This is a genomic window from Mesorhizobium sp. B2-1-1, from assembly GCF_006442975.2.
Classification (GTDB): Bacteria; Pseudomonadota; Alphaproteobacteria; order Rhizobiales; family Rhizobiaceae; genus Mesorhizobium.
This window is the reverse complement of record NZ_CP083954.1, coordinates 4,081,944-4,105,198: the sequence shown is the minus strand read 5'-3', so window position 1 is coordinate 4,105,198 and position 23,255 is coordinate 4,081,944. Positions and strand designations below refer to the sequence as shown.

The following is a 23,255-nucleotide window of genomic DNA, read 5'->3' as shown; positions in this document are numbered from 1 at the left end:
AGGCAGGGCGGTTATCACGGCTGGACACCAATGTCGTGTTAAATTGCTGTCACTTTTATGCGACCGCAACCTCCGGTGGCGGCTGCGATACGCGATTGCTTGCAAAAAGCGGACACTATCCCTATTGTAGTGAAAATAACTACAGGACGTTATGATCATGGAAGAGGCCGTTTCGGCAGCCGATGCCAATCGCAGATTTTCTCGCATCCTGCGTGAGGTACGCGAGGGCCAGAGCTACGTCGTGACAAGCCATGGTCGGCCGGTGGCACGGATCGTGCCTGCGGAGAGGCACGAGGGTGTGGCCTCCCGCTCGCGCGCGGCATTGCTGTCGCGACTCGAACGGCAGCCGGTTGCCGATGCAGGACGCTGGACCCGCGATGAGCTCTACGAGGATGACCTGTGAGGGTCGCGCTCGACACCAACATTCTTGCCTACGCAGAGGGCGTTAACAACGTAGCCAAACGCGACCACGTTCTCGAACTGCTGCGCAAGGTTCCACAAGACGCTGCCATTGTTCCGGTTCAGGTGCTGGGTGAACTGTTCAATGTCCTCGTCCGCAAAGCCGGAAGGTCGCGCCAGGAGGCTCGGGATGCGCTGCTTAGCTGGCGCGACGCGTTCCCGGTTGCTGGGACGACGCCGGAGGTGATGACGATGGCTGTCGATCTTGCGGCGGACCATCGCTTCGGCATCTGGGATGCCGTCATTCTTTCGGCTGCATCCCAAACGGGTTGCCGGCTGCTTCTGTCGGAAGACCTGCAGGACGGCTTCACCTGGGGCGGTGTAACCGTCGTCAACCCCTTTGCATCGCCGCGTCACGCTTTGCTGGATGCTTTCCTTGGTTCGCAATAGAAGCTGAAGCGTCCGCAACGATCGGCTTTTCTTCCGTGCCGGGACGTGGTACCAGCCACCGCCAATCCTGAAAGGGAAGAAGAGAGTCGCGCTGTCCATCCCGGTCCAGCGCTTTTCCCGCATTCAAAGGGCTGGCCATGGCAAAAATCATCGAAACGTCCACCGGCGCGCTGGCGCTGACCTTTGACGACGTGCTTTTGCAGCCCGGCCATTCCGAAGTCATGCCCGGCCAGACCGACATCCGCACCCGGATTGCCGGCGACATCGACCTCAACGTGCCGATCCTGTCGGCGGCCATGGATACCGTCACGGAGGCAAGGCTTGCCATCGCCATGGCGCAGGCCGGCGGCATCGGCGTCATCCACCGCAATTTCTCGCCGGCCGAGCAGGCCGAGCAGGTGCGGCAGGTGAAGAAATTCGAATCCGGCATGGTGGTCAACCCGGTCACCATCGGTCCCGACGCGACGCTGGCCGACGCGTTGTCGCTGATGCGCACCTACTCGATCTCGGGTATTCCGGTGGTCGAGAATGGCGGCTCCGGCGGCCACAAGAGCGGCCGGCTGGTCGGCATCCTGACCAATCGCGACGTGCGCTTCGCCTCCGATCCGGCGCAGAAAGTCTATGAATTGATGACCCGTGAGAACCTGATCACCGTCAAGGAGAATGTCGACCAGGACGAGGCCAAGCGGCTTCTGCATCAGCACCGCATCGAAAAGCTCGTCGTCGTCGACAAGCAGGGCAATTGCGTGGGGCTGATCACCGTCAAGGACATCGAGAAATCGCAGCTCAACCCGCACGCCACCAAGGACGCGCAGGGGCGTCTGCGCGCAGCAGCCGCCACCAGCGTCGGCGACGACGGTTTCGAGCGCGCTGAGCGGCTGATCGAGGCAGGCGTCGACCTTCTGGTCATCGACACCGCGCATGGCCATTCGCAGCGCGTTCTTGATGCCGTCACGCGGGCGAAAAAACTGTCCAACTCGGTGCGCATCCTGGCCGGCAACGTCGCCACCGCCGAGGGCACCCAGGCGCTGATCGATGCCGGCGCCGATGCCGTCAAGGTCGGCATCGGCCCCGGCTCCATCTGCACCACCCGCATCGTCGCCGGCGTCGGCGTGCCGCAGCTGTCGGCCATCATGTCGGCGGTGGAAACTGCGCACAAATCGGGCGCCTCGGTGATCGCCGATGGCGGCATCAAATATTCCGGCGATCTGGCCAAGGCGCTTGCCGCCGGCGCCAGTGCCGCCATGATCGGCTCGCTGCTTGCCGGCACCGACGAAAGCCCAGGCGAGGTCTATCTGCACCAGGGCCGCTCCTTCAAGGCCTATCGCGGCATGGGTTCGGTCGGCGCCATGGCGCGCGGCTCGGCCGACCGATACTTCCAGGCGGAGGTTCGCGACACGCTGAAACTGGTGCCGGAAGGCATCGAGGGGCAGGTCCCCTACAAAGGACCTGTGTCTGGCGTGCTGCACCAGCTTGCAGGCGGCCTGAAAGCCGCTATGGGTTATGTTGGTGGCCGCGACCTTGCCGATTTCCGCGAACGCGCCACCTTTGTGCGCATATCCAACGCCGGACTTCGTGAAAGCCACGCCCATGACGTCACGATCACCCGCGAAAGCCCCAACTATCCCGGCGGAGCCTGATCGGCCCGACCAGTACACGTTCTGGCGCAATCTGGCCGCGACCATCTTGCGGCTATCGCGCCACGCTGCCGCCCTTTGCACCGCATCGGTGGCGGTTTTCATCGCCATGACGCTCATGGAGTTCTTCTATTTCCGCCAGTTGAGTGGCGGTTTGCCGTCGCTCGACATGCGCGTTTTTGGCTTCACGCCGGATGAAGGCATGGCTTGGCTGACGGCGCTCGGCCGGCGCGGCGGCGAGATCATCCTGGTCTGGCACTATCTGACCTTCGATCTTCTGTTCCCCGCGCTGTTGTCGGTGACGCTGGTCAGCCTGATCCTGGCAACGGGAAGGCGGTTGAGGAATTTCCGCGTGCTTCCGGGCCAGATGCAATCGATCTTCGCACTGATCCTGGTGCTGCCCTACACGATCGCCAACTACGCCCAGAACATCGCCGTGGCCCGCCTTCTGTCGGATTTCCTGTCGGCCAATCCCGATTCCCTGGGTCTCGCCTCGGCGCTGATCGTCACCAAATTCGCGCTGCTCGCAATTCCGGTGATCGTCATCGCCGTCTTCTGGCTGGCGGGTCAGAAACAGAATTGATCTGACCCGGCACCGGGCGGGGAGGGTTCATGAACCAGACATCGATTTTCTGGCCTGTTCTGGCGCACGTGTTGCTGGTCTACATCGTCTATGGCGCCATGGCCCGGCGCAAGGTATGTCGCCATCCAGTCGGGCGAAGCCAAAGTCAGCCAGTACAAGGCGCGCTCGACCGAGCCGGCCTCCTGCGTGACAGTTGCCAGCAACCTCAGCAACCAGTTCGAACTGCCGGTGCTTTTCTATGTGCTGTGCCTGATGTTGCACCTGACCAACGGCGTCAACTATCTGACCTTGGCCCTGATGTGGATCTTTGTCGCGACCCGCTATTTTCATGCCTGGGTTCACCTGACCAGCAACAATCTGCTCCTGCGCAGCCGGTCTTTCTCCCTGGGGGCAGTCATTCTGTTGCTGGGCTGGATCTGGCTCGCGCTGCACCTGCTCCGGGTGGTTTGAGCAGTACTCCCCTTCGTTGGGGCGCTCCGCCTACAAATCGAACACCGCTATTTTGCGCTTGTCGAACTTGATGCCGATCTCGCCGCGCACCAGCTTCAGCGCCGCCTCGCCGAAAACGGCGCGGCGCCAGCCCTGCAGCGCCGGCACGTCGGCGGCTTCGCCTTCGGCAGCGATGCGGTCGATGTCGTCGCTGGAAGCCAGGACCTTCGATGCGACGCCTTGCTTTTCGGCCACGATCCTGAGCAGCACCTTCAACAGCTCCGCGGCGGCGCTCGATCCCTCGGGCGGCTGAAAACTCTTTGGCAGCTTCGGCAATTGCTCCTTGGGCAGAGCTAGTGCGGTGTTGACCGCGCCAAGCAGCGCCGCCGCGGTCGAGGAGCGCTCCCAGCCCTTCGGTATCGTGCGCAGCTTGGCCAGCGCGGCCGCGTCGCGCGGCGCCTGCTGCGCCACCTCGTAGATGGCGTCGTCCTTGAGCACGCGGCCGCGGGGTACGTCGCGTTCGCGCGCCTCGCGCTCGCGCCATGCCGCCACGGCCTGCACGATCGCCAGCTCCTGCGGCTTGCGCAGCCGCATCTTCAGCCGCTTCCAGGCATCCTCGGGGTGCGGATCGTAGGTTTCGCGCGAGGTCAGGACGTCCATCTCCTCGTTCAGCCAGTGGGCGCGGTTCTCCCGCTCCAGTTCGGCGCTGAGATGCTGGTAGACCTCGATAAGATGGGTGACGTCGGCAAGCGCATAGTCGAGCTGCTTTTCGGACAGCGGCCGGTGGCGCCAGTCGGTGAAGCGCGAGGACTTGTCGAGCCGCGCGCCGGTGACGCGCTGCACGAGCTGATCGTAGGAAACGCTGTCGCCGAACCCGCAGACCATCGCCGCAACCTGGGTATCGAACACCGGATGGGGAACGAGATCGCCCAGATGGACGATGATTTCGATGTCCTGCCGCGCGGCATGGAAGACTTTGACGACAGATTCATTGGCCATCAGCCTGAAAAACGGCTTCAGGTCGATGTCTGGCGACAGCGGATCGATCAGCGCCGTTATTCCGGGCGCCGCCATCTGGATCAGGCACAGGATCGGCCAGAAGGTCGTTTCCCGGATGAATTCGGTGTCGACGGTGACGAAATCCGATTTTTCGAAAGCAGCGAGAACGGTCTCGAGTTCTTTTTGGGTGGTGATGACGTGCATCAAATCGCTTTTGGCAGGAGTAGGGTCTTCCTAGATTTCAGCCGGGAAGGCTTTCGTCAAGCGTTGGCGCTCGCATCACGGCCCGTCCGGCCCGTCCGGATCGCCGTTTCTTCTCGCCAGCCGGGCGAAAACCGTCGAGGTGCGCAACAGCGCGGTGAAGCGGCTGCGCTTGCCAGCCGGCACGCCCGATCGTGCCCGCATCCGATAGAGGATGACGGCGATGAAGATTGCATAGACCAGCGCGCTGAACACGAACAGCGCGCTTGGGCCAAAATACTGCATCGCCGTCGATGCGGCGAAAGGGCCGCCAATGGCGCCGAAGGAATAAAACAGCATCAAGGCGGCGTTGATCAGAACGAACTCGCCCGCGCCGGCGCGGTCGTTGGAGTGCGCCGCCGACAGCGAGTAGAGCGGCATGGCGAAACAGCCGAAGATGAAGATGATGAGGAAGTTGAGAAACGGGTCGGCTCCCGCCACGAACGCAAGCGCCAGCGCTGCCAGCATGGCGCAGCATGTCGTCGCCAGCAGCACCGAGCGCCGGTCCCAGCGATCGGAGAGATAGCCTAGCGGGTATTGGATGAGTGCGCCGCCGAAGATACCGACGCTGACGAAGGTGACGACATCGGCGACAGACATGCCGATCTGCTCGGCATAGACCGGCGACAGCGTGCGGAACGCGCTGTTGGTGACGCCGACGGCGATGCAGCCGAAACAGCCGAGCGGCGAGATGCGCCAGACCCGCGCCAGGTCGAGCTTGACGTCTTCCGGCGGCGTCGGGTTGGAGCGATCGCCCAGCGATACCGGCACCAGCGACAGCGTGATCATCATCGACATGATGGCGAATATGGCGAAGCCGCCTGCTCCGAAGATCGGGATGAGGAACTGCGCGCCGGTGACCGAGCCGATGTCGACCATGCGGTAGATGGCAAGCACGCGGGCGCGGTCCTTGTTGCTGACCCCGGAGTTGAGCCAGGCCTCCATCACCGTGAACAGGCCGGCGAAGCAGAAACCGCCGGCAAAACGCACCGCGCACCACATCACCGGGTCGATGACCAGAACCAGGAGCAATGTGCCGGCCGAGGCGGCCGCGGCCAGCGCCGAGAAGGTCCTGACATGGCCGACCGCCTTCAGGATGCGGGTGACGGCCAGGCAGCCGAGCAGGAAGCCGGCGAAATAGAACGTGCCCATCAGGCCGATGTCGGAAGCCGAAAAACCTTCCTGCGCGCCGCGCAGCGCGATCAGCGTGCTTTGCAGCCCATTGCCGCCGAGCAGGATGCCTGCGGCGATGAGGAGCGGGATCAGCGGACGGATGGAGGACATTAAGAGGCGATCACATGTCTGTGATCCCTTCTTGAACCATCGCTTCCGTCAATACCAGCGGCAATTCCCCGCGCCAACAGGATGTGTCCGCCTTTCTGTTCAAGGTAGTCGGCGCCTGCCTCCTCGACGTCCCACGGCGAACCGCCCGGCTGCTCCCGACGCGATGGCTATTCCCGCGAGGACAGCGATGAGCCCGATAATTAGGTTTGCATTGATTTGCTCACCGAGAAAGACGGCGCCGAAGATCGATGCCGTCACGGGGTTCACGGCAACTGAAACGGCAACCAGCGTTGGCGGCGCACGTTCAAGCGCGAACGCCCAGAGGAAGAAGATCAGGGCGCCGCAAATTACGGCCAGGTATCCGCTGGCAACCCATTGCGACGCCTCAAGCGCGGCAAGTCGCGTCAGGCCTCCAGTCAAAGTCGACAGCGCCAACAGGCAGGCCGTGCCGACGGCCATGCCAAACGCGGCGAATGATGTCGGCGCGCAGCGGGTGAGAAAAGGTCGCGACCAGACATTGTAGAGCGCCATGCAGAATGCCGCCGCGATCATCAGGAGGTCTCCGCGCCAGGCGCCCTGGGGAGCTGTCGTCAGGCTGCTGCCAAGCGCGACAGCCACTCCGGCCATCGCGACCAGGACGCCGACGATCTTGCGCGTCGTCGGCGGTTCGATCCCTAGAACCGCGCCTGCGAGCATTGTGAGCACAGGCAGCGTCGAAAGCGCCAGAGCTCCTCGCGCCGCCGTCGTGTAGACAAGGGCTCCGTTGAAGAGCACCGGGAATAGGCCGAAGAACAGCAGGCCCAATGCGGCGGCGCCCGGCCAATCGCTTTTCGCAGGCCACTTGTCCCGCCGCAGAAGCGCTACGGCGGCGAGCACTAGAAAACCACCCCCGAACCGGATCGCGCCGATGGTGAGCGGATCCAGCGAACGCGCGAGATAGCGCGTTGCACCGACAGCGGTGCCGCCAAAGGCGCTGGAGAGAATCGCCGCGAGCACGCCTCCAGTTTCCATCGCTTCCCCTCTGCCAGTTCGGAGTCCAGCGGTATCGGGCAAACCGGGTAAAAGGAATCGAATAAATGCAATGAGCTTGATAAGCTTGCGCAATGAGCAGTCGGAGTCTCGATCCGGAATTGTTGCGGACTTTCGTCGTCGTTGCCGAGCGGCTCTCTTTCACGCGAGCCGCCGAGCAGCTCAATCGAACGCAAGCCACCGTCAGCTTGCAGGTGAAGCGCCTTGAAGAGCGCCTCGACATTTCGCTGTTCCGTCGATCGACGGCCTATGTCGAGCTTACGGCCGCCGGCGAGGGGTTTCTGATCGACGCACGCCGCATTCTTGCACTTAACGAGCAGGCGATTGCCCGTGTCTCCAACCAACGGGTAGCGGGACGCATCCGGATAGGCGTCATGGAGGACTACGGCACCAAGATCCTGCCACGCCTCCTCGCCGATATCGCCGTGCGATTTCCGCTCATGCAGGTCGAAATGGAGATCGGCCTCACGGCGCGGCTGCTGAAACGGCTCGGCTCATCATTTGACGCGGTCATCGCCATGCATCCGGAAGGTGTGGCCGAGGGCGATCTGATATGCCGCGAAAGAGCGATATGGGCGGCGGCGAGGACCCACTCTGTCGAAGAACTCGATCCGCTGCCCGTCGCGTTGTCGGACCCTGATTGCTTGTTTCGCGCATGGGCGACTGACGCGCTCGACAGAGCGGGCCGGCCGTGGCGACTGGCCTATGTCAGCCCGAGCCTTGCCGCGACGGAGGCGATCGTCGAGCAGGGCCTTGCGGTTACCGTGGTCAAGGGCAGCATGCTCGCGCCCGGCCTGCGCGATGTCCATCCTGGCCCTTATGTGCCGCCGCTGCCCGGGGCGGAGATCCGCCTTCATCGGGCCACAACGTCTTCCGCAAGCGCCGCATTGGTCGTCGATCACCTCGCGCATCGCCTGCGGTTGTCAAGCCTTGGTTCATAGGGCGACCTGCGCGCCGGCGAATGCTCCGAAAGAACCCGTCAACCCGGGTTCGTTGCCCTGGCCCTCCGCCCACTCGCCTTGACAAACCGGGCCTCCCATGCGCTTTTCGCGCAAATTTTTCAGGCCGGGCCGCGATGCTTCGGCCGGCAACCCAACATCCCGGACTTTTGCCCATGACAATGCACCGTTACCGCAGCCATACCTGTGCCCAGTTGAGAAAGAGCGACGTCGGCGCTTCCGTTCGCCTGTCGGGCTGGGTGCATCGCGTGCGCGACCATGGCGGCCTGCTGTTCATCGACCTGCGCGACCACTATGGCCTGACCCAAATCGTCGCCGATCCCGATTCGCCGGCCTTCAAGATCGCCGAAACAGTGCGCGGCGAATGGGTGATCCGCGTCGACGGCGAGGTCAAGGCGCGCCTGCCTGAAACCACCAATGCCAACCTGCCGACCGGCGAGATCGAGATTTTCGCGCGCGAGATCGAAGTGCTTTCGGCGGCCAAGGAATTGCCGCTGCCGGTCTTCGGCGAGCCGGACTATCCCGAGGACATCAGGCTGAAATACCGCTTCCTCGACCTGCGCCGCGAGACGCTGCACAGGAACATCGTGGCGCGCACGAAGATCATCGCCGAGATGCGCAAGCGCATGGGCGAGGTCGGCTTCACTGAATTCTCGACGCCGATCCTCACCGCATCGTCGCCCGAAGGCGCGCGCGACTTCCTGGTGCCGTCGCGCATTCACCCCGGCACTTTCTATGCGCTGCCGCAAGCGCCGCAGCAATACAAGCAGCTGATCATGGTCTCGGGTTTCGATCGTTATTTCCAGATCGCGCCCTGCTTCCGCGACGAGGATCCGCGCGCCGACCGCCTGCCCGGCGAATTCTACCAGCTCGACCTCGAAATGAGCTTTGTCGAGCAGGATGACGTGCTTTCCACCATGGCGCCGGTGATGACATCGGTCTTCGAGGCCTTTGCCAACGGCAAGCCCGTCACGAAGGACTGGCCGCGCATTCCCTATGATGTTGCGATGCGCAAATACGGTACCGACAAGCCGGATCTGCGCAACCCGATCGAGATGCAGGCGGTCTCCGACCATTTTCGTGATTCCGGCTTCAAGGTCTTCGCCAACATCCTGGCCAACGATCCCAAGGCCGAGGTCTGGGCCATTCCGGCCAAGACCGGGGGCAGCCGTGCCTTCTGCGACCGCATGAACAGCTGGGCGCAAGGCGAGGGGCAGCCCGGATTGGGCTACATCTTCTGGCGCAAGGAAGGCGAGAAACTCGAAGGCGCGGGTCCGCTTGCCAAGAACATCGGCGAGGAGCGCACCGAGGCGATCCGCCTTCAGCTGGGCCTTGCCGATGGCGATGCCGCCTTCTTCGTCGCCGGCGATCCCAAGAAATTCGTCTCCTTCGCGGGTGCTGCGCGCACCCGCGCCGGCGAGGAACTGAACCTGGTCGACCGCGACCGTTTCGAGCTGTGCTGGATCGTCGACTTTCCGTTCTTCGAGTGGAACGAGGACGAGAAGAAGATCGATTTCGCCCACAATCCGTTTTCGATGCCGCAGGGCGGCATCGACGCCCTCAACAACCAGGAGCCGCTCGGCATCAAGGCATTCCAGTACGACGCCGTGTGCAACGGCTTCGAGATTGCCTCGGGCGGCATCCGCAACCATTTGCCCGAAACCATGGTCAGGGCCTTCGAGATGGTCGGACTGGATCGCCAGACCGTCGAGGAGCGCTTTGGCGGCCTTTACCGTGCGTTTCAGTACGGCGCCCCGCCGCACGGCGGAGCGGCATTCGGCATCGACCGCGTCGTGATGTTGCTGGTGGGCGCCAAGAACCTGCGCGAGATCACCATGTTCCCGATGAACCAGCAGGCTTACGACCTGTTGATGAATGCGCCGTCGGAAGCCACGCCGCAGCAGCTTCGCGACTTGTCGCTGCGTGTCGCACCGATCAAGAAAGAGGCATGATGGCGCTTCGGACGGCGCTTTAAAGAAGCCTCCGAAGTGACTCGTTCGATTGAGAATCGCAGACAAAAGCCCGGCATCGCTGCCGGGCTTTTCGTATCTTGAAGCAAGTCGAGGTCGCTTCGATCAGTCTTCGTTGGCCTTGACGGTGACGCCGAGCGTCTTCGGCAGGTCGGTCGGATTGGACATGGCGCCCGCCATGATCAGTGCGAACGGCACCGACGCCGGCGGCTTAGCCGAGATTTCGAGGCTCTTCGGATCGTCGAGATATTTGCCGACCGCCGCCGTTACCTGCGCCGTCAGCTCCGGATTGTTGAGCTGCGCCATGCCGAACGGCACGATCGCCTTGGCCTGGTTGGCGATATCCTTGCCCGACATGCCTTGCTGCTTGCCGACATAGTCCAGCACCTTGCCCGTCAGCGAATCGTCGTCGAAACGGATCGAGGCGCTGTTGAAGGAAAGCTGCTGCAACAGGCCGAGCATGGCCATGCCTTGCGCCGAGTTGTCGGCCCCTTCGGGCTGCGCGGCCATCTTCTTCTGCATTTCCTGCAGCGACTTGATGAAGTCGAGCGTGTAGCCGCCGAGATCGAAGGTCATGCCGAGCGTGCCGGCATTCTCGACCGAAATGTTGTATTTCGACAGCTCCATCTTGCCGTCCGTGGGCTGCCAGGTGCCGGCCATCTCGAAATTGCCCGCAATGTTCTGGTAGCCGAGTGCGTTGATGACTTCCTTCGATTTGGGATCCTCGACCAGCGTCAGGTCGGCATTGAACTTCTCGGTGGTGCCGGTGAATTTCATCGCTTGGCCGTCGGCCGGCGGCGTGATTTCGATGGCAAGCCCGTCCATCGAGAAAGCGGTCTTGTCGGCGATCTTGACCCTCATGTTCGAGAGTTCGGCGGACTTGTACATCATCAGCGAGCCCAGCGGGCCGCTGGCGCCGCTGGCCGGAACCATCATGTCGTGGATGACGAGGGGGCTTAAATTGAGGGTGACGCCGTCCTTGCTATGTTCGAATGCCGAGGTCGACACGGTTGCGATATCATAGCCGCCATTGGCTTCGGTCACGCCTTCGAGTTTGACGTCGCCGATCGCAAGGGCTTCTTTTTCCGCGCCCGGTTTGATGGATACGCCCTGCAACACCATGCTGGCGTTGTCGCCGGTCACGCCGGTCCAGGAAATATCGACGCCCTGCGCGGCAAGCGCCCTCTTCAGCCGGTCGGCGACCGCGGTGTCCTGGGCGAGCGCCGCGTTCAGCGGCAATGTGAGCAAGAAGGTCGAAAAGGCGAGTTTCCTGAGAGTCGAGCGTTTGATTGTCATCGCGAATGCCCCTGAGAGTGTCCTGAAAATTATTTTTCAATTTTTGGCGCCATCACCCTTCAGTGACGAACTGGACGGGAAAAAGGCGCATCCCGCCACAATGGTCAAAAATCGCGGCGAAAGGCAAACCCGATCCGAACATGCTGGAGACCGGGCCGCCGAGCGTCGTCGCGCTTCGCAATAGAGACGGCATGTAACGGATTGATGTTGGCTGGCGGGCTTGCCTGGGACTTCGTGTTGCAGGGCAGGGCATGCACCCACTTCAAGGCTTGCCCTCTTGCCGCGAATCACCCGCTCGGCTAGTTCCAGCCCATGGGAAAAAGGCTTTTGCCGCCTGACAATGGTGGCGGCGATCATATCGAACCGGTCGACCTGAAGAAGGCGCTGGAAGAGCGCTATCTTGCCTATGCGCTGTCGACCATCATGCACCGGGCGCTGCCCGATGTCCGCGACGGGCTGAAGCCCGTCCATCGCCGCATCATGCATGCCATGCGCCTGCTGCGCCTCAACCCCGACCAGGGCTTCGCCAAATGCGCCCGTATCGTCGGCGAGGTGATGGGCAAGTTCCACCCGCATGGCGACCAGTCGATCTACGACGCGCTGGTGCGATTGGCGCAGGATTTTTCGATGCGCTACCCCTTGGTCGACGGCCAGGGCAATTTCGGCAACATCGACGGCGATAACGCCGCCGCCATGCGCTACACCGAAGCGCGCATGACCGATGTGGCGACCGAGCTGCTCGCGGGCATCACCGAGGATGCCGTCGACTACCGGCCGACCTACAATGAGGAGGACGAGGAGCCGGTGGTGCTCCCGGGCGCCTTCCCCAACCTGCTGGCCAACGGCTCGTCCGGCATCGCGGTCGGCATGGCGACATCGATCCCACCGCACAACGCGGCCGAACTTTGTGACGCCGCCCTTCACCTGATCGAGCATCGGGACGCGCCGGTGGCCAAGCTGATGGATTTCGTCCAGGGCCCGGATTTCCCGACCGGCGGCATCATCGTCGACAGCCGAGCCTCCATCCTCGAAGCCTATGAAAGCGGCCGCGGCGGCTTTCGCGTGCGGGCAAAATGGAGCCAGGAAGACCAGGGCAGGGGCACCTGGAGCATCGTCGTCGCCGAAATCCCCTATGGCGTGCAGAAGGCGCGGCTGATCGAGAAGATCGCCGAGCTCCTGATGGCGCGCAAATTGCCGCTGCTCGAGGACATCAGGGACGAGAGCGCCGAGGACATCCGCGTCGTGCTGGTGCCCAAGAGCCGTTCCGTCGATCCCGGCATCCTGATGGAATCGCTGTTCAAGCTCACCGAGCTTGAAAGCCGTTTCCCGCTCAACATGAACGTGCTGTCGCGCGGCAAGGTGCCCAATGTCCTGTCGCTGAAGGGCGTGCTGCAGGAATGGCTCGAGCATCGCCGCGACGTGCTGATCCGCCGCTCGAAACATCGCCTCGGCGAGATCGAAAGACGGCTGGAGATCCTTGCCGGCTACCTGATCGCCTATCTCAATATCGACGAGGTGATCAAGATCATCCGCGAGGAGGATGAGCCCAAGCAGGTCATGATGGCCCGCTGGTCGCTCACCGACACCCAGGCCGAAGCCATTCTCAACATGCGCCTGCGCGCCCTGCGCAAGCTGGAAGAATTCGAGATCCGCAAGGAATTCGACGGCCTCACTGCCGAAAAGAAGCAGATCGAGGCGCTGCTTGCGTCCGAAGCCAAGCAATGGGGGACGATCAAGTGGGAGGTTGCGAGCCTGCGGGACAAATTCGGCCCCGAGACCGAGCTCGGTAAGCGCCGCACCCAGTTCGCCGATGCGCCCGAGCATGACCTGACCGACATCGCACATGCCATGATCGAGCGCGAGCCGGTCACCGTGGTGGTCTCGGAAAAGGGCTGGCTGCGTGCGATGAAGGGTCATCTGACCGATCATTCGCAGCTTGCGTTCAAGGAAGGCGACAGCCTGAAACTCGCCTTCCATGCGCAGACGACCGACAAGATCCTGGTGTTCACCACCGGCGGCAAATTTTACACCATCGGCGCCGATCGGCTGCCAGGCGGGCGCGGCCATGGCGAGCCGATCCGCATCATCGTCGACATGGACAATGACCAGGACATCGTCACCGCCTTCGTCCACGATCCGAAGCGCAAGCTGCTGCTGGTCTCGCATGACGCCAACGGTTTCATCGTGCCGGAGGAAGAGGTCGTCGCCAACACCCGCAAGGGCAAGCAGGTGATGAACGTCAAGGCGCCCGACGAAGCCAAGCGCTGCGTGCCGGTCGGCGGCGATCATCTGGCTATCGTCGGCGAGAACCGAAAGATGCTGGTGTTTCCGCTGTCCGACATTCCGGAAATGAGCCGCGGCAAGGGCGTGCGGCTGCAGAAATACAAGGATGGCGGGCTTCTTGATCTCAAGCCATTTACGCTGGAGACCGGTCTTTCCTGGCAGGATTCGGCCGACCGCACCTTTACAAGGTCGCGCGAGGAATTGGCCGAATGGATCGGCGCCCGCGCGTCGGCTGGCCGCATGGTGCCGAAGGGTTTCCCGAGGACCGGGAAATTTGGGTAATCTCCCCCCTCGAGGGGGAGATGCCGCCGAAGTCGACAGAGGGGGTCGGTTCGACTGGACGCAACCTCATTGCTTTGAACAAAGAATGCTAGCGCCTTACGCGCGGCTACCCCCTCTGGCCTGCCGGCCATCTCCCCCTCGAGGGGGAGATCCGCAGCTTCACCATCACCTTTTGAACTATCGTCACGATTGCTGCACTATGTCAGAGCATAAGCCGCGGGATGGCCGGGGAGAGACGAGCGTTTGAAGGAAGCGAAAATCCAGAAACCGGGGCAGCGCCTGTTCGGTCTGTCGACGCCGCTCAGAGCCGCCGTCATCCCACCGCTCTCGGCGGCGCGCTGGCTGCTGGTGCTGATCGTTGCCGCCGGCGTCTATTTCTTCCACGGCTTCCTGTTCCCGGTGCTGGCCGCGCTGGTCATCGCCTTCGCAAGCTGGCCGCTTTACCGGCGGCTTTTGGCCGGTGTCGGCGGCAACCGCACCATCGCCGCCACCTTCGCCATATTGTTCATCCTTGCCTTCCTGGTCATACCGATCGCGCTCGCGGGCACCTACGCCATCAACGAGGTGCGCGAATGGGTCGGCTGGGCGATCGAGACCAACCGGCACGGCGCCCCGACACCGCACTGGATCGCCACGCTGCCTATCGTAGGAGAATGGCTGAACCAGCAATGGACGACCAATCTCGGCCATCCCGGCGGCATCGGCGAACTGATCCAACTGGTCAGCGGCGCCAATATCGGCAGCATCTATCGCGGCGTCCTTGCCGCTGGCGGCAGCGCCTTCGGCCTGCTTTTGACGCTTTTGTTCATGATGATCGCGCTGTTCTTCGCCTATCGCGACGGCGAGCATTTCGCGGGCCAGGTCGATCGCCTGGGCGAGCGCATCCTGCCGACGAGGTGGGAGCGCATCTCGCGGGTCGTGCCGGCGACCATTTCCTCGACCGTGACCGGCATGACCGTCATCGCCATCGGCGAGGGATTGGTGCTCGGCATCGCCTACTGGCTGGCCGGCGTGCCGTCGCCCGTGACGCTTGGCGCGCTCACCGGGGTCATGGCGCTGATTCCCGGCGGGGCACCGCTGTCCTTCACGCTGGTTTCGATCTATCTCGCTGCCAGCGGCTCACCGGTGGCCGGCCTGGCTTTGTTCATCTGGGGGACGGTCGAACTGTTCATCGTCGACAAGACCTTGCGACCGAAGCTCGTCGGCGGGCCGATAAAACTGCCCTTCCTGCCGACCTTTTTCGGCCTGATCGGCGGCGTCAAGACGATGGGCTTTCTCGGCCTGTTCATCGGCCCGGTGCTGATGGCACTGCTGGTGGCGATCTGGCGCGAATGGCTGCGCGAGGTGGAAATGATGGACGAGATGCCTGCTTCCCCTGAACAGGAAGGCTCGCCGTCGCTGATCGAGATCGACGGCGAGGCGAAGAAGATTCAGGCCGGATGACGCACCGCAAGGGCGGCGCGGCGCCTGCGTCCGTCATGCAACTGCCACACCGAATGGACCACCAATGTGACGATCAGGATCGCGCCGCCGATCAGGCTGTTGCGTGACGGCGTTTCGGAAAAGATCAGCCATACCCACACCGGTGCCAGCACGGTCTCCAGAAGGTAGAACATCGCCACTTCCGGTCCGGAGATGTATTTGGGGCCGGCCGCCAGGCAGAAGAACGAAATCGGCATGATCACGGCGCCATTAAAGATGATCCACCAGGGCGCGCTCACATGGATGCCTTCACCTGACACCATGAAGGCCGCCAGCACGAGCGACGGAACCACCCCGACGAGCGCCGTGAAGCCCATGTCCTTGCCGCTGGCCCGCGAAATGGTGATGGCCACGGAAATGAAGAAGGCCGAACACAGCGCCATGAAATTGCCGAACAGGTGTCCGGTGCCGACAGATCCGCCGACGATTACCAGCACGCCGAGGATCATGACCAGCATCGCCGCGAGCGTCACCGCCCGCGGCTTTTCCTGGAGAAACAACCAGGACAAGAGCGCAGCGAACACCGTGTTGAAGGCCAGGATGAACACCAGGTCGGCGGTCGAGGTGTAGAAGACGGCGGTGACGAACGTGATCGAGGTCAGCCCGTAGCATATCGCGGCCGCAAGTCCCGACCAGCCTGGAATGAGCTCGGGCGCGTTTCGGCTCAGCGCCCGCCAGACAGCCCAGATGATCATTGCGGCGATGAAGGTGGCGGCCCCGCGCAAGAGCAGGATCGTCCATGCGCCGCCATCGGCGAGGCGGATCAGCGGAATGTCGAGGGTCAGCGTCAGGCCGCCAATGGCGGTTATCAGAAGGCCCTTCTGGTGGTCGCTGTGGGACGTCATTTGCAAACTTTCGTAATGAAATACAGATGGGACAGCCGATCGGCGCAATGACGCACTCTCCCGCCAAGCGGCTGAAAGACCAGCATCCCCTGCGTTGAAACAGTCAAACGTGGATCTTGGAAAAACTCAGCGTGAGACCGCTTCGTTGGTGTAGCGCTCCCAGCCCTTCGGGCCGAGATGCTCCTGCGGCATGAAGCGCATCTTATAATTCATCTTGCGCGAGCCGTTGACCCAGTATCCCAGGTAGACATGGGGCAGCCCCATCGCCCTGGCGCGAGCGATGTGATCGAGGATCATGAACGTGCCGAGAGACCGCTCCTCGAAGTCGGGATTGAAGTAGGAATACACCATCGACAGGCCGTCGGCCATCTTGTCGGTGAGCGCCACCGCGATCAGCTCGCCCTGTCCCTTGCCGGTGATGAAAGTATCGGGCCCGCGCCGGCGATATTCGATGACCTTGGTGTCGACATGGGTGTCCTCGACCATCATGGCGTAGTCCAGAACCGTCATGTCCGACATGCCGCCGCGGCGGTGGCGGGCATCGAGATAGCTGCGGAACAGCGAATATTGTTCGGTCGAGGGCTCGGCATTGTGCATGGCGCCGACGAGATCGGAATTGTGCTGCAGCACGCGCTTCATGTTGCGGCTGGCGACGAATTCCTGCGCCAGGATGCGCACGGAGACGCAGGCGCGGCAGGTTTCGCAGGCCGGCCTGTAGGCGATGTTCTGGGAGCGGCGGAACCCGCCTTGGGTCAGGAGATCATTCATCTCTGACGCCTTGTCGCCGACCAGATGCGTGAACACCTTGCGCTCGAACTGGCCGTCGAGATAGGGGCACGGCGACGGCGCGGTCAGGAAGAACTGCGGCGACTGGGTCGGGTGCTGCGTCATCGAGTCTCGGAAACACTCCTTCGAATCGCTCTACCTTTGGCGCGGAAAGCGAAAAATTCAACAGGATTGTGAAGGCGTGGCCATGCGGACGCCTTCACATTTGTGCCGACGCCGCGGCGATGCCTGCGAAAATGCGCCTCAGCGGCCGGTGCGGCTGACCACCGTGCCGAGCAGCAGGTCGTGCAGCGTGCGCTTGCGATCGGAAAACAGCGTCACCAGCAGCACCAGCGGCGACAGGATGACGTTGCCGGCCCAGAACAGCACCGAATGGACCACTGCCGTGAGCCCGTCGATCGGCCTGCCGTCGAGCCGATCGAGCCGGATGCCCATCATCTTCATGCCCGTGGTCGCCTGGTTGGCGCTGCCAAGCGTGTTCCAGATGTAGAGAATCGCGACGGCCGGGACCAGGACGCCGAACAGCATCCAGCCAAGGCCGAGGGTCAAAAGCCCGAGGAAGAACACTAATATGGCGACAGGGATGATGAGCAGCGCGACAATGACATAGTCGATCATGACCGCCAGGACACGCCGCGTGCGTACGCCTTCATAGGCCCTCACGTCGTCGAGCCTGGTATTGATGATTTCACCGTCGAGAACGCGAGCGTTCATGTAATTTCCTCGTAACAGGGGCCTGCTTAGCCTGCGCCCCACCTGCTGGGAAAATGGTAAAGGCTGATGGCGGAATCAAGATCGAGCCTTTCCCGGTGCGCAAGGCGGGGGAAGCGGCCGGCGGGCCGGTTGAATTCGCGCCTGACATGGCGTTAGCTTGTTGCGGCGCACCAAAAGCGCCAAGGGGCAGGGACGGGCAGGATGGATTACGACATGCTGGTCATTGGCAGCGGCCCTTCCGGCCGTCGTGCCGCTGTACAATCGGCCAAACTCGGCAAATCGGTACTGGTCGTCGACAGGGGGCGGCGCCTGGGCGGCGTTTCCGTGCACACGGGCACCATTCCGTCGAAGACGCTGCGCGAAACCGTGCTCAATCTCTCGGGCTGGCGTGAGCGCGGCTTCTATGGGCGCGGCTATCGGGTTAAGCAGGACATCTCGGTCGGAGACTTGGTCGAGCGCCTGCACAAGACGCTCGACCACGAGGTCGAGGTGCTGCAGCACCAGTTCATGCGCAACACGGTCAAGAGCTCCCGCGCCGCGGTGAAATTTCTCGGGCCCAACAGGGTCAGCCTGACATCGGACAATGGCGACTACAGCGAGGTCGGCTTCGCCAATGCGCTGATCGCCGTCGGCACCAGGCCGCACCGGCCGGGCGACGTGCCGTTCGACAAGAGCCGCGTGTTCGACAGTGACGAAATGCTCGAGCTCGACCGCTTGCCGCGCACGCTGACGGTCATCGGCGCCGGGGTCATCGGCGTCGAATACGCGACGATCTTTTCGGCACTCGACGTGCCGGTGACGCTGGTCGAGCCGCGCAACACGATCCTCGATTTCGTCGACCGCGAGATCGTCGACGACTTCATCCACCAGATGCGCGACCGCGGCATGACCATCCGGCTGGGAAGCGCCGTGAAGGAGATTGCCTCCAGGCCCGACCATGCAGAGGTCACGCTGGCCGACGGGCGCACCATACGTTCCGAGATCGTGCTCTACGCCGCGGGCCGCACCGGCAATGTCGGTAGCCTCGGCCTCGATGCGGTCGGCATCGAGGCTGACTCCAGGGGACGCATCAAGGTCGATCCGCACACCTTCCAGACCAGCGTGCCCAACATTTACGCCGCCGGCGACGTGATCGGCTTTCCGAGCCTGGCCTCCACCTCGATGGAGCAGGGCCGGGTAGCCGCGTGCCATGCTTTCGGCGTGACATTGCCGCCGCCGCCGGAAACCTTTCCTTATGGCATTTACGCGGTGCCCGAGATCTCCACCGTCGGCCAATCCGAGGAACAGGTGCGCGAGAGCGGCGCCGCCTACGAGGTTGGCGTGGCCCGTTTCCGCGAGACCTCGCGGGGCCACATCATGGGCGTCAACACCGGCTTCCTGAAGCTTCTGTTCTCGATCGAGACACGCCGCTTGCTCGGCGCGCATATCGTCGGCGAGGGCGCCACCGAACTGATTCACATCGGCCAGGCGGTGATCAATCTGGGTGGCACGGTCGACTTCTTTGTCAACAATACATTCAACTATCCCACGCTGGCCGAGGCCTATAAGATCGCCGGGCTGGACGCCTGGAACAGGATGGGGCAGGGATAACCCTGTCGCCGGCCACTATTATCCTCACTCCGCCGCCTCCCGTTTGGCCGTGGGCGATCCGGTTGCGAGCAGCAGGGGCAGGCAGAGGACATAGAGCGTCGCGCCCGCGACCCACACCATGCCTGGGAAGACCATTCGAGTGCGAAAATAGAGCATGGCGATGACGAGTGGTCCGAGCACCGAGACCAGGCTCGTCATGCTGGTGAGCACACCTTGCAATCGCCCCTGGTGATCTGCCGCGACACGTGACGTCAGCAACGATTGCAGCGCCGGGGCTCCGATGCCGCCGAGACAGAAAAGCGGCAACAGCGCGAACGCCATCCAGCCTTGCCAGGCCAGCGCGATCGACACATAGGCCGTGCTGTCGGCAAGGATGGCGACCATGAGCGCTCGCCTTTCGCCCCAGCGCTCGGCGATCGGTCCCGCGACGAAACCCTGGGCTCCGGCATGGAAGAGGCCGAACAATGCCAGCGAGATGCCCACAGTGAAAAGGCTCCAGCGGAATTTGTCCTGCACGTAGAGAACCCAGACGGTGCCGCCGACTTCGCCGACAAGGCCGAGCACGGCAAAGGCGCCGAGCAGCGGCAGGAGGGCCGGAAAAGTCAGGGCCCAACGCAGCGGCGCCAGCGGGTTGAACGACAGCGGCTCGCCTGTGCCGCCGACCCGCTCCGGCTCCGGCAGCAGAAGGAAGGCCAGCACCAGATTGATGCCGGTGAACCCTGTCGCCGCCAGGAACGGCGCGCGCAGCCAGACATCGCCGAGCAGGCCGCCGAGCGCCGGACCGGCGATGAACCCGACGCCAAAAGCGGCGCTCAGATGGCCGAAGGCGCGGGCGCGCCGCTCTTCGCTGCTGATGTCGACCATATAGGCGGAGGCCACCGCCATGCTGGCGCCCGTTAGGCCGGCGATCAGTCGGCCGACGAACAGCAGCGGCAGCGACGGCGCGAAGGTCATGAACAGATAATCCAGCATCGACCCGGCAAGCGACAGAAGCAGCACCGGCCGGCGGCCGTAGCGGTCGGACAACGCGCCGAGCAGGGGCGAAAACAGCACCTGCATTGCGGCATAGGCGGCGAGGAACGCGCCGAAAATCCAGCCAATGTCCTCGACATGGCCAACCTCGCGCAACAGCCCCGGCAGCACCGGCATGATCAGCCCGATGCCGGCCGCGTCCAGCGCCATTGCCGTCAGCACGACGAGATAGGCCCTTTTCATCGAGATGCTTCTTTCCTAAAGTTTATCGGTGATAAGGTAGCGTTTATCACCGATAAATTGGCTGGGCAAGCGAGGTGCATATGAAGCTGGACAAGGCGCTGATCGTGGCGCAGGCGCTCGAGCTGTTGAACGACGTCGGCATCGATGCGCTCTCGACCCGGCTGCTGGCGCAGCGGCTCAAGGTCCAGCAGCCGGCACTCTACTGGCATTTCAGGAACAAGCGCGCCCTGCTCGACGCAATGAACGAGGAGATCCTGCGGCGCGGCCATGGACATCAGGTACCGCTGCCGGGCGAGAGCTGGCAGGAATTCGTACGCAACAACGCCCGCAGCTTCCGCGGCGCCTTGATGGCCTATCGCGACGGTGCGCGCGTCCATGCCGGTACCGAGGCCGATCCGGGCGATCTCGAACATGTCGAACGGTTGCTCACTTTTCTGCGCGAGGCCGGCATGCCTTCCGTCATGGCCATGCGGTTGCTGATGATCGTCGGGCGCTACACGGTGGGCTGCGTCCTCGAGGAACAGGCAGAATATCCGGCCGGCCCGGGTCGAGGTGCAGCGCTCGATGCCAAGGCAAGCGGTTACCCGCTGCTCAGCCAGGCCCTGGCCGATTATCGTGCGGGCGGTCACGAGGCGCTGTTCGAAAGCGGCCTCGACTTGCTGATTGCCGGGGCGCAGGCCGGCATCGCTGAAGGAGGCTGAGCGCGGCGATCCGCGTCTTGCCCGTCAGGCGGCAGGAGCGGGCGGAGCAAGCCATTGCCGCACGATCGCGGCATCGGGGTCGCCGATTTCATGGCCCGAAGCGACGATACGCGCGTCGACCTCGGCGCCGCGCTGGCTGAGCAGCGTTACCAGGGCCGGCGCGAAGGGTCCGTAGGTCAGGTCGGCGGCGCCGGCGACAATCAGCGCCTTGATGCCGGTCAGATCGGTTGCCGGCGTCTCGTCCAGCACCGGCATCGGCCGCAGCAGTGCCGCCCGTCCGACAAGGCCGGGATGGAGCAGCATCAGGCTGGAAACCAGATTGGCGCCGTTGGAATAGCCGAGGAAAGCCGCGCGCTTCGGATCGATCCGGTGCCGCTTCATGGCCTCGGCCATGAAGCGTGCGAAAGCGGCCGTCTCGCGGCGGATGCTGGCCTGCTCGAAGCTGGTCGGCGTGATCCGCTCGAACCAGCGGAAGCCGTCGTCCTGGACGATGCGGCCACGCACGGCGACCAGGCAGGCATGCGGTGCGATCTGCCTCGCCAGCGGCACCAGGGTCGTCTCGTCGACACCTGATCCATGCAGCAGGAACAGGCATTCGTCGCTGGCCCCGCCGGATCCGAAGAAGCGATAGGGAAAGGCCAGATCCAGCCGCGGCAGGCTGTTTTCGACGCTTGTATCGCTCATGCCGTATCCTTTTGATTACATTTCGTTTCACTCAATTTGCCGGCTTCAAAACGCAATATTTTCATGCTCCGCGAAAGTTGATTGAACCGGGCGCATTTCAGTCCGTTTCTGCGCCGATATACTCCATCGCGGAGGAATCGAAGCGGTGCGCCGGGGGTCGCATTGCTGGGCATGAACAACCAGCTTTGAGGCCTTTTGTCGATGACCACCCCAGTTCCAACCGAGCGCGATACGCGCATCGATGTGCTGCGTGCGCTCGCGCTGCTGACGATCTTCGTCGACCATGTGCCGGGCACGGCTTTTGAGACCCTGACCTACAAGAATTTCGGCTTTTCGGATGCGGCCGAGGCTTTCGTGCTGATATCGGGCATTTCGGTCGCGCTTGCCTATGGCACGAAGTTCCGCCCGGGAGGCCGGCTGCTCGCGACGCTGAAAATGTGGCGGCGGGCAGGCGTGCTCTATATCGCCCATATCGTCACCACGATGGCGGTGATGGCATTGTTCTGTGCCGCGGCGGTGTTCGGCCGGCGGCCGGAACTGCTGAAGCTGATCAACATCGAACCGCTGATGAAGGACACGCCCGAGGTGCTGGTCGGCATCGTCACGCTCGGCCACCAACTCGGCTACAACAACATCCTGCCGGTCTACGCGGTGCTGCTTTTGCTGGCGCCGGCCTTCTTGCTGTTCATCAGCTACAGGCCGCTTGCAGCGCTGACAGTGTCCGGCTTGCTATGGCTTGTTGCCGGCATCTGGCAGATCGCCCCGCCGAACTATCCCGAGCCCGGCCTCTGGTTCCTCAACCCGCTGTCTTGGCAATTCCTGTTCAATATCGGCCTTGCCGCCATGCTGCATGTCAGGCGCGGCGGCGTCATTCCAGCCAACCGCTGGCTGATCGGTGCCGCCGCGGCCTATGTGCTGGCCGCGTTGGCATGGGTGCATAGTCCGCTTTGGGGCCAGGTGACCTGGTTCGACCTGCCGGTGGTGCTGACCGGCTTCGACAAGACATTCCTGTCGCTCCCGCGGCTGCTGCACATCCTGGCGGTCAGCTATCTGGTGGTGGCACTGCCTGCGGTCTCGAACCTGTTCCGCACCGGCCCCGACCATCCGCTGGCGATACTCGGCAAGCGTTCGCTTCCGGTGTTCATCGCCGGCACGCTGATCGCCATGGTTGCCCAGGTGATGAAACTGATCAATCCCGGCGGCCTCGCTTATGACAGCCTGTTGCTCGCCGCCGGCATTGCCATGCAGTTCGCGCTCGCTTTCTATCTCGAATGGTTGTCGACCATCGGCGGTTCGGGGAAAGCCAGGACGACGCAAAAGGACGCCAAGCCCGTCCAGCCGTCTTTCGGTATCTCGGCCGTAGCAAGAGCCAACCACTGAGGGTCAGCGAGCCCGGTT

At 63.1% G+C, this 23,255-nt stretch carries 20 protein-coding genes and 1 pseudogene; 12 read left to right on the top strand and 9 right to left on the bottom strand.

The window, feature by feature from the left end; all coding sequences use genetic code 11:
• Positions 1-157: 157 nt before the first annotated feature.
• The 5 genes and pseudogenes from FJ972_RS20265 (at position 158) to FJ972_RS20245 (ending at position 3,519) form a co-directional block, all read left to right on the top strand.
• The gene (locus tag FJ972_RS20265) at positions 158-403 is read left to right on the top strand and encodes a type II toxin-antitoxin system Phd/YefM family antitoxin (RefSeq protein ID WP_140521745.1); all 246 of its coding nucleotides are present in this window, start codon (positions 158-160) and stop codon (positions 401-403) included.
• Complete coding sequence (locus FJ972_RS20260; RefSeq protein ID WP_140521747.1) at positions 400-849, top strand: PIN domain-containing protein; 450 nt, start codon at positions 400-402, stop codon at positions 847-849. Before FJ972_RS20265 ends, FJ972_RS20260 begins: the two co-directional genes overlap by 4 nt.
• A gap of 137 nt (positions 850-986) precedes the next feature.
• Positions 987-2,489, top strand: coding sequence for an IMP dehydrogenase (gene guaB, locus FJ972_RS20255; protein ID WP_140494114.1), 1,503 nt, complete (start codon positions 987-989; stop codon positions 2,487-2,489).
• Positions 2,440-3,069: a hypothetical protein gene (locus tag FJ972_RS20250; protein WP_140494112.1), complete on the top strand. Its 630-nt coding sequence runs from the start codon at positions 2,440-2,442 to the stop codon at positions 3,067-3,069. Before guaB ends, FJ972_RS20250 begins: the two co-directional genes overlap by 50 nt.
• Positions 3,070-3,098: 29 nt before the next feature.
• Positions 3,099-3,519 (top strand): annotated as a pseudogene (locus FJ972_RS20245) (MAPEG family protein).
• 30 nt (positions 3,520-3,549) lie between these two features.
• On the opposite strand, the gene rnd reads toward FJ972_RS20245, so the two are convergent.
• The 3 genes from rnd to FJ972_RS20230 form a co-directional block, all read right to left on the bottom strand.
• Positions 3,550-4,701 carry a ribonuclease D gene (rnd, locus tag FJ972_RS20240; protein WP_140494108.1) on the bottom strand — a complete coding sequence of 384 codons (1,152 nt, stop codon included), beginning with the start codon at positions 4,699-4,701 and terminating at the stop codon, positions 3,550-3,552.
• A gap of 75 nt (positions 4,702-4,776) precedes the next feature.
• Positions 4,777-6,021 (bottom strand): MFS transporter, encoded by a 1,245-nt coding sequence (locus tag FJ972_RS20235; RefSeq protein WP_140494106.1) that lies wholly within the window; start codon positions 6,019-6,021, stop codon positions 4,777-4,779.
• Between the two features lie 99 nt (positions 6,022-6,120).
• Positions 6,121-7,125 (bottom strand): DMT family transporter, encoded by a 1,005-nt coding sequence (locus FJ972_RS20230; RefSeq protein ID WP_319023019.1) that lies wholly within the window; start codon positions 7,123-7,125, stop codon positions 6,121-6,123.
• Here FJ972_RS20230 and FJ972_RS20225 point away from each other — a divergent pair.
• Together FJ972_RS20225 and aspS are read left to right on the top strand one after the other, a co-directional pair.
• A complete protein-coding gene (locus FJ972_RS20225) occupies positions 7,125-7,991 on the top strand; it encodes a LysR substrate-binding domain-containing protein (protein WP_140521749.1) in 867 nt (288 codons plus the stop codon). The genes FJ972_RS20230 and FJ972_RS20225 overlap by 1 nt on opposite strands.
• 179 nt (positions 7,992-8,170) lie before the next feature.
• Positions 8,171-9,961 (top strand): aspartate--tRNA ligase, encoded by a 1,791-nt coding sequence (gene aspS / locus FJ972_RS20220; protein ID WP_181167403.1) that lies wholly within the window; start codon positions 8,171-8,173, stop codon positions 9,959-9,961.
• Positions 9,962-10,084: 123 nt separating this feature from the next.
• Here the strand turns inward: aspS and FJ972_RS20215 are convergent, their stop codons facing one another.
• Positions 10,085-11,275, bottom strand: a complete 1,191-nt coding sequence (locus FJ972_RS20215) for a hypothetical protein (protein ID WP_140521751.1) — start codon at positions 11,273-11,275, stop codon at positions 10,085-10,087.
• A gap of 312 nt (positions 11,276-11,587) precedes the next feature.
• Between FJ972_RS20215 and parC the strand changes: the two genes are divergently transcribed.
• Positions 11,588-13,840 (top strand): DNA topoisomerase IV subunit A, encoded by a 2,253-nt coding sequence (gene parC / locus FJ972_RS20210; RefSeq protein ID WP_140515655.1) that lies wholly within the window; start codon positions 11,588-11,590, stop codon positions 13,838-13,840.
• A 243-nt stretch (positions 13,841-14,083) separates the two neighbouring features.
• A complete protein-coding gene (locus FJ972_RS20205) occupies positions 14,084-15,283 on the top strand; it encodes an AI-2E family transporter (protein ID WP_140515657.1) in 1,200 nt (399 codons plus the stop codon).
• On the opposite strand, the gene FJ972_RS20200 is transcribed toward FJ972_RS20205, so the two are convergent.
• The 3 genes from FJ972_RS20200 to FJ972_RS20190 form a co-directional block, all read right to left on the bottom strand.
• Positions 15,271-16,167 (bottom strand): DMT family transporter, encoded by an 897-nt coding sequence (locus tag FJ972_RS20200; RefSeq protein ID WP_140521753.1) that lies wholly within the window; start codon positions 16,165-16,167, stop codon positions 15,271-15,273. The two genes, FJ972_RS20205 and FJ972_RS20200, sit on opposite strands and share 13 nt — an antisense overlap.
• A gap of 126 nt (positions 16,168-16,293) precedes the next feature.
• Complete coding sequence (locus FJ972_RS20195) at positions 16,294-17,058, bottom strand: arginyltransferase (protein ID WP_140494092.1); 765 nt, start codon at positions 17,056-17,058, stop codon at positions 16,294-16,296.
• 138 nt (positions 17,059-17,196) lie between these two features.
• A complete protein-coding gene (locus tag FJ972_RS20190) occupies positions 17,197-17,667 on the bottom strand; it encodes an RDD family protein (protein ID WP_140521755.1) in 471 nt (156 codons plus the stop codon).
• Between the two features lie 201 nt (positions 17,668-17,868).
• On the opposite strand from FJ972_RS20190, the gene sthA reads away from it, so the two are divergent.
• A complete protein-coding gene (sthA, locus tag FJ972_RS20185) occupies positions 17,869-19,257 on the top strand; it encodes a Si-specific NAD(P)(+) transhydrogenase (RefSeq protein ID WP_140494088.1) in 1,389 nt (462 codons plus the stop codon).
• 24 nt (positions 19,258-19,281) lie between these two features.
• Here the strand turns inward: sthA and FJ972_RS20180 are convergent, their stop codons facing one another.
• Entirely contained in the window at positions 19,282-20,472 is a 1,191-nt protein-coding gene (locus FJ972_RS20180) for a TCR/Tet family MFS transporter (protein WP_140494086.1), read from the bottom strand.
• Positions 20,473-20,552: 80 nt separating this feature from the next.
• Between FJ972_RS20180 and FJ972_RS20175 the strand changes: the two genes are divergently transcribed.
• On the top strand, positions 20,553-21,173 hold the full coding sequence (locus FJ972_RS20175; RefSeq protein ID WP_140494084.1) for a TetR/AcrR family transcriptional regulator C-terminal domain-containing protein: 621 nt from the start codon (positions 20,553-20,555) through the stop codon (positions 21,171-21,173).
• Between the two features lie 24 nt (positions 21,174-21,197).
• On the opposite strand, the gene FJ972_RS20170 is transcribed toward FJ972_RS20175, so the two are convergent.
• Positions 21,198-21,857 (bottom strand): alpha/beta hydrolase, encoded by a 660-nt coding sequence (locus FJ972_RS20170; RefSeq protein WP_140515667.1) that lies wholly within the window; start codon positions 21,855-21,857, stop codon positions 21,198-21,200.
• A gap of 201 nt (positions 21,858-22,058) precedes the next feature.
• On the opposite strand from FJ972_RS20170, the gene FJ972_RS20165 reads away from it, so the two are divergent.
• Entirely contained in the window at positions 22,059-23,237 is a 1,179-nt protein-coding gene (locus FJ972_RS20165; RefSeq protein WP_140521757.1) for an OpgC family protein, read from the top strand.
• Positions 23,238-23,255 lie beyond the last annotated feature (18 nt).

Excerpts from the sequence above, each read along its gene's own strand:
- FJ972_RS20265 (WP_140521745.1), top strand. The coding sequence starts at position 158 with ATGGAAGAGGCCGTTTCGGCAGCCGATGCCAATCGCAGATTTTCTCGC.
- guaB (WP_140494114.1), top strand. The coding sequence starts at position 987 with ATGGCAAAAATCATCGAAACGTCCACCGGCGCGCTGGCGCTGACCTTT.
- FJ972_RS20250 (WP_140494112.1), top strand. The coding sequence starts at position 2,440 with ATGACGTCACGATCACCCGCGAAAGCCCCAACTATCCCGGCGGAGCCT.
- rnd (WP_140494108.1), bottom strand. The coding sequence starts at position 4,701 with ATGCACGTCATCACCACCCAAAAAGAACTCGAGACCGTTCTCGCTGCT.
- FJ972_RS20235 (WP_140494106.1), bottom strand. The coding sequence starts at position 6,021 with ATGTCCTCCATCCGTCCGCTGATCCCGCTCCTCATCGCCGCAGGCATC.
- FJ972_RS20225 (WP_140521749.1), top strand. The coding sequence starts at position 7,125 with ATGAGCAGTCGGAGTCTCGATCCGGAATTGTTGCGGACTTTCGTCGTC.
- aspS (WP_181167403.1), top strand. The coding sequence starts at position 8,171 with ATGCACCGTTACCGCAGCCATACCTGTGCCCAGTTGAGAAAGAGCGAC.
- FJ972_RS20215 (WP_140521751.1), bottom strand. The coding sequence starts at position 11,275 with ATGACAATCAAACGCTCGACTCTCAGGAAACTCGCCTTTTCGACCTTC.
- parC (WP_140515655.1), top strand. The coding sequence starts at position 11,588 with ATGGGAAAAAGGCTTTTGCCGCCTGACAATGGTGGCGGCGATCATATC.
- FJ972_RS20200 (WP_140521753.1), bottom strand. The coding sequence starts at position 16,167 with ATGACGTCCCACAGCGACCACCAGAAGGGCCTTCTGATAACCGCCATT.
- FJ972_RS20195 (WP_140494092.1), bottom strand. The coding sequence starts at position 17,058 with ATGACGCAGCACCCGACCCAGTCGCCGCAGTTCTTCCTGACCGCGCCG.
- FJ972_RS20190 (WP_140521755.1), bottom strand. The coding sequence starts at position 17,667 with ATGAACGCTCGCGTTCTCGACGGTGAAATCATCAATACCAGGCTCGAC.
- sthA (WP_140494088.1), top strand. The coding sequence starts at position 17,869 with ATGGATTACGACATGCTGGTCATTGGCAGCGGCCCTTCCGGCCGTCGT.
- FJ972_RS20180 (WP_140494086.1), bottom strand. The coding sequence starts at position 20,472 with ATGAAAAGGGCCTATCTCGTCGTGCTGACGGCAATGGCGCTGGACGCG.
- FJ972_RS20175 (WP_140494084.1), top strand. The coding sequence starts at position 20,553 with ATGAAGCTGGACAAGGCGCTGATCGTGGCGCAGGCGCTCGAGCTGTTG.
- FJ972_RS20170 (WP_140515667.1), bottom strand. The coding sequence starts at position 21,857 with ATGAGCGATACAAGCGTCGAAAACAGCCTGCCGCGGCTGGATCTGGCC.
- FJ972_RS20165 (WP_140521757.1), top strand. The coding sequence starts at position 22,059 with ATGACCACCCCAGTTCCAACCGAGCGCGATACGCGCATCGATGTGCTG.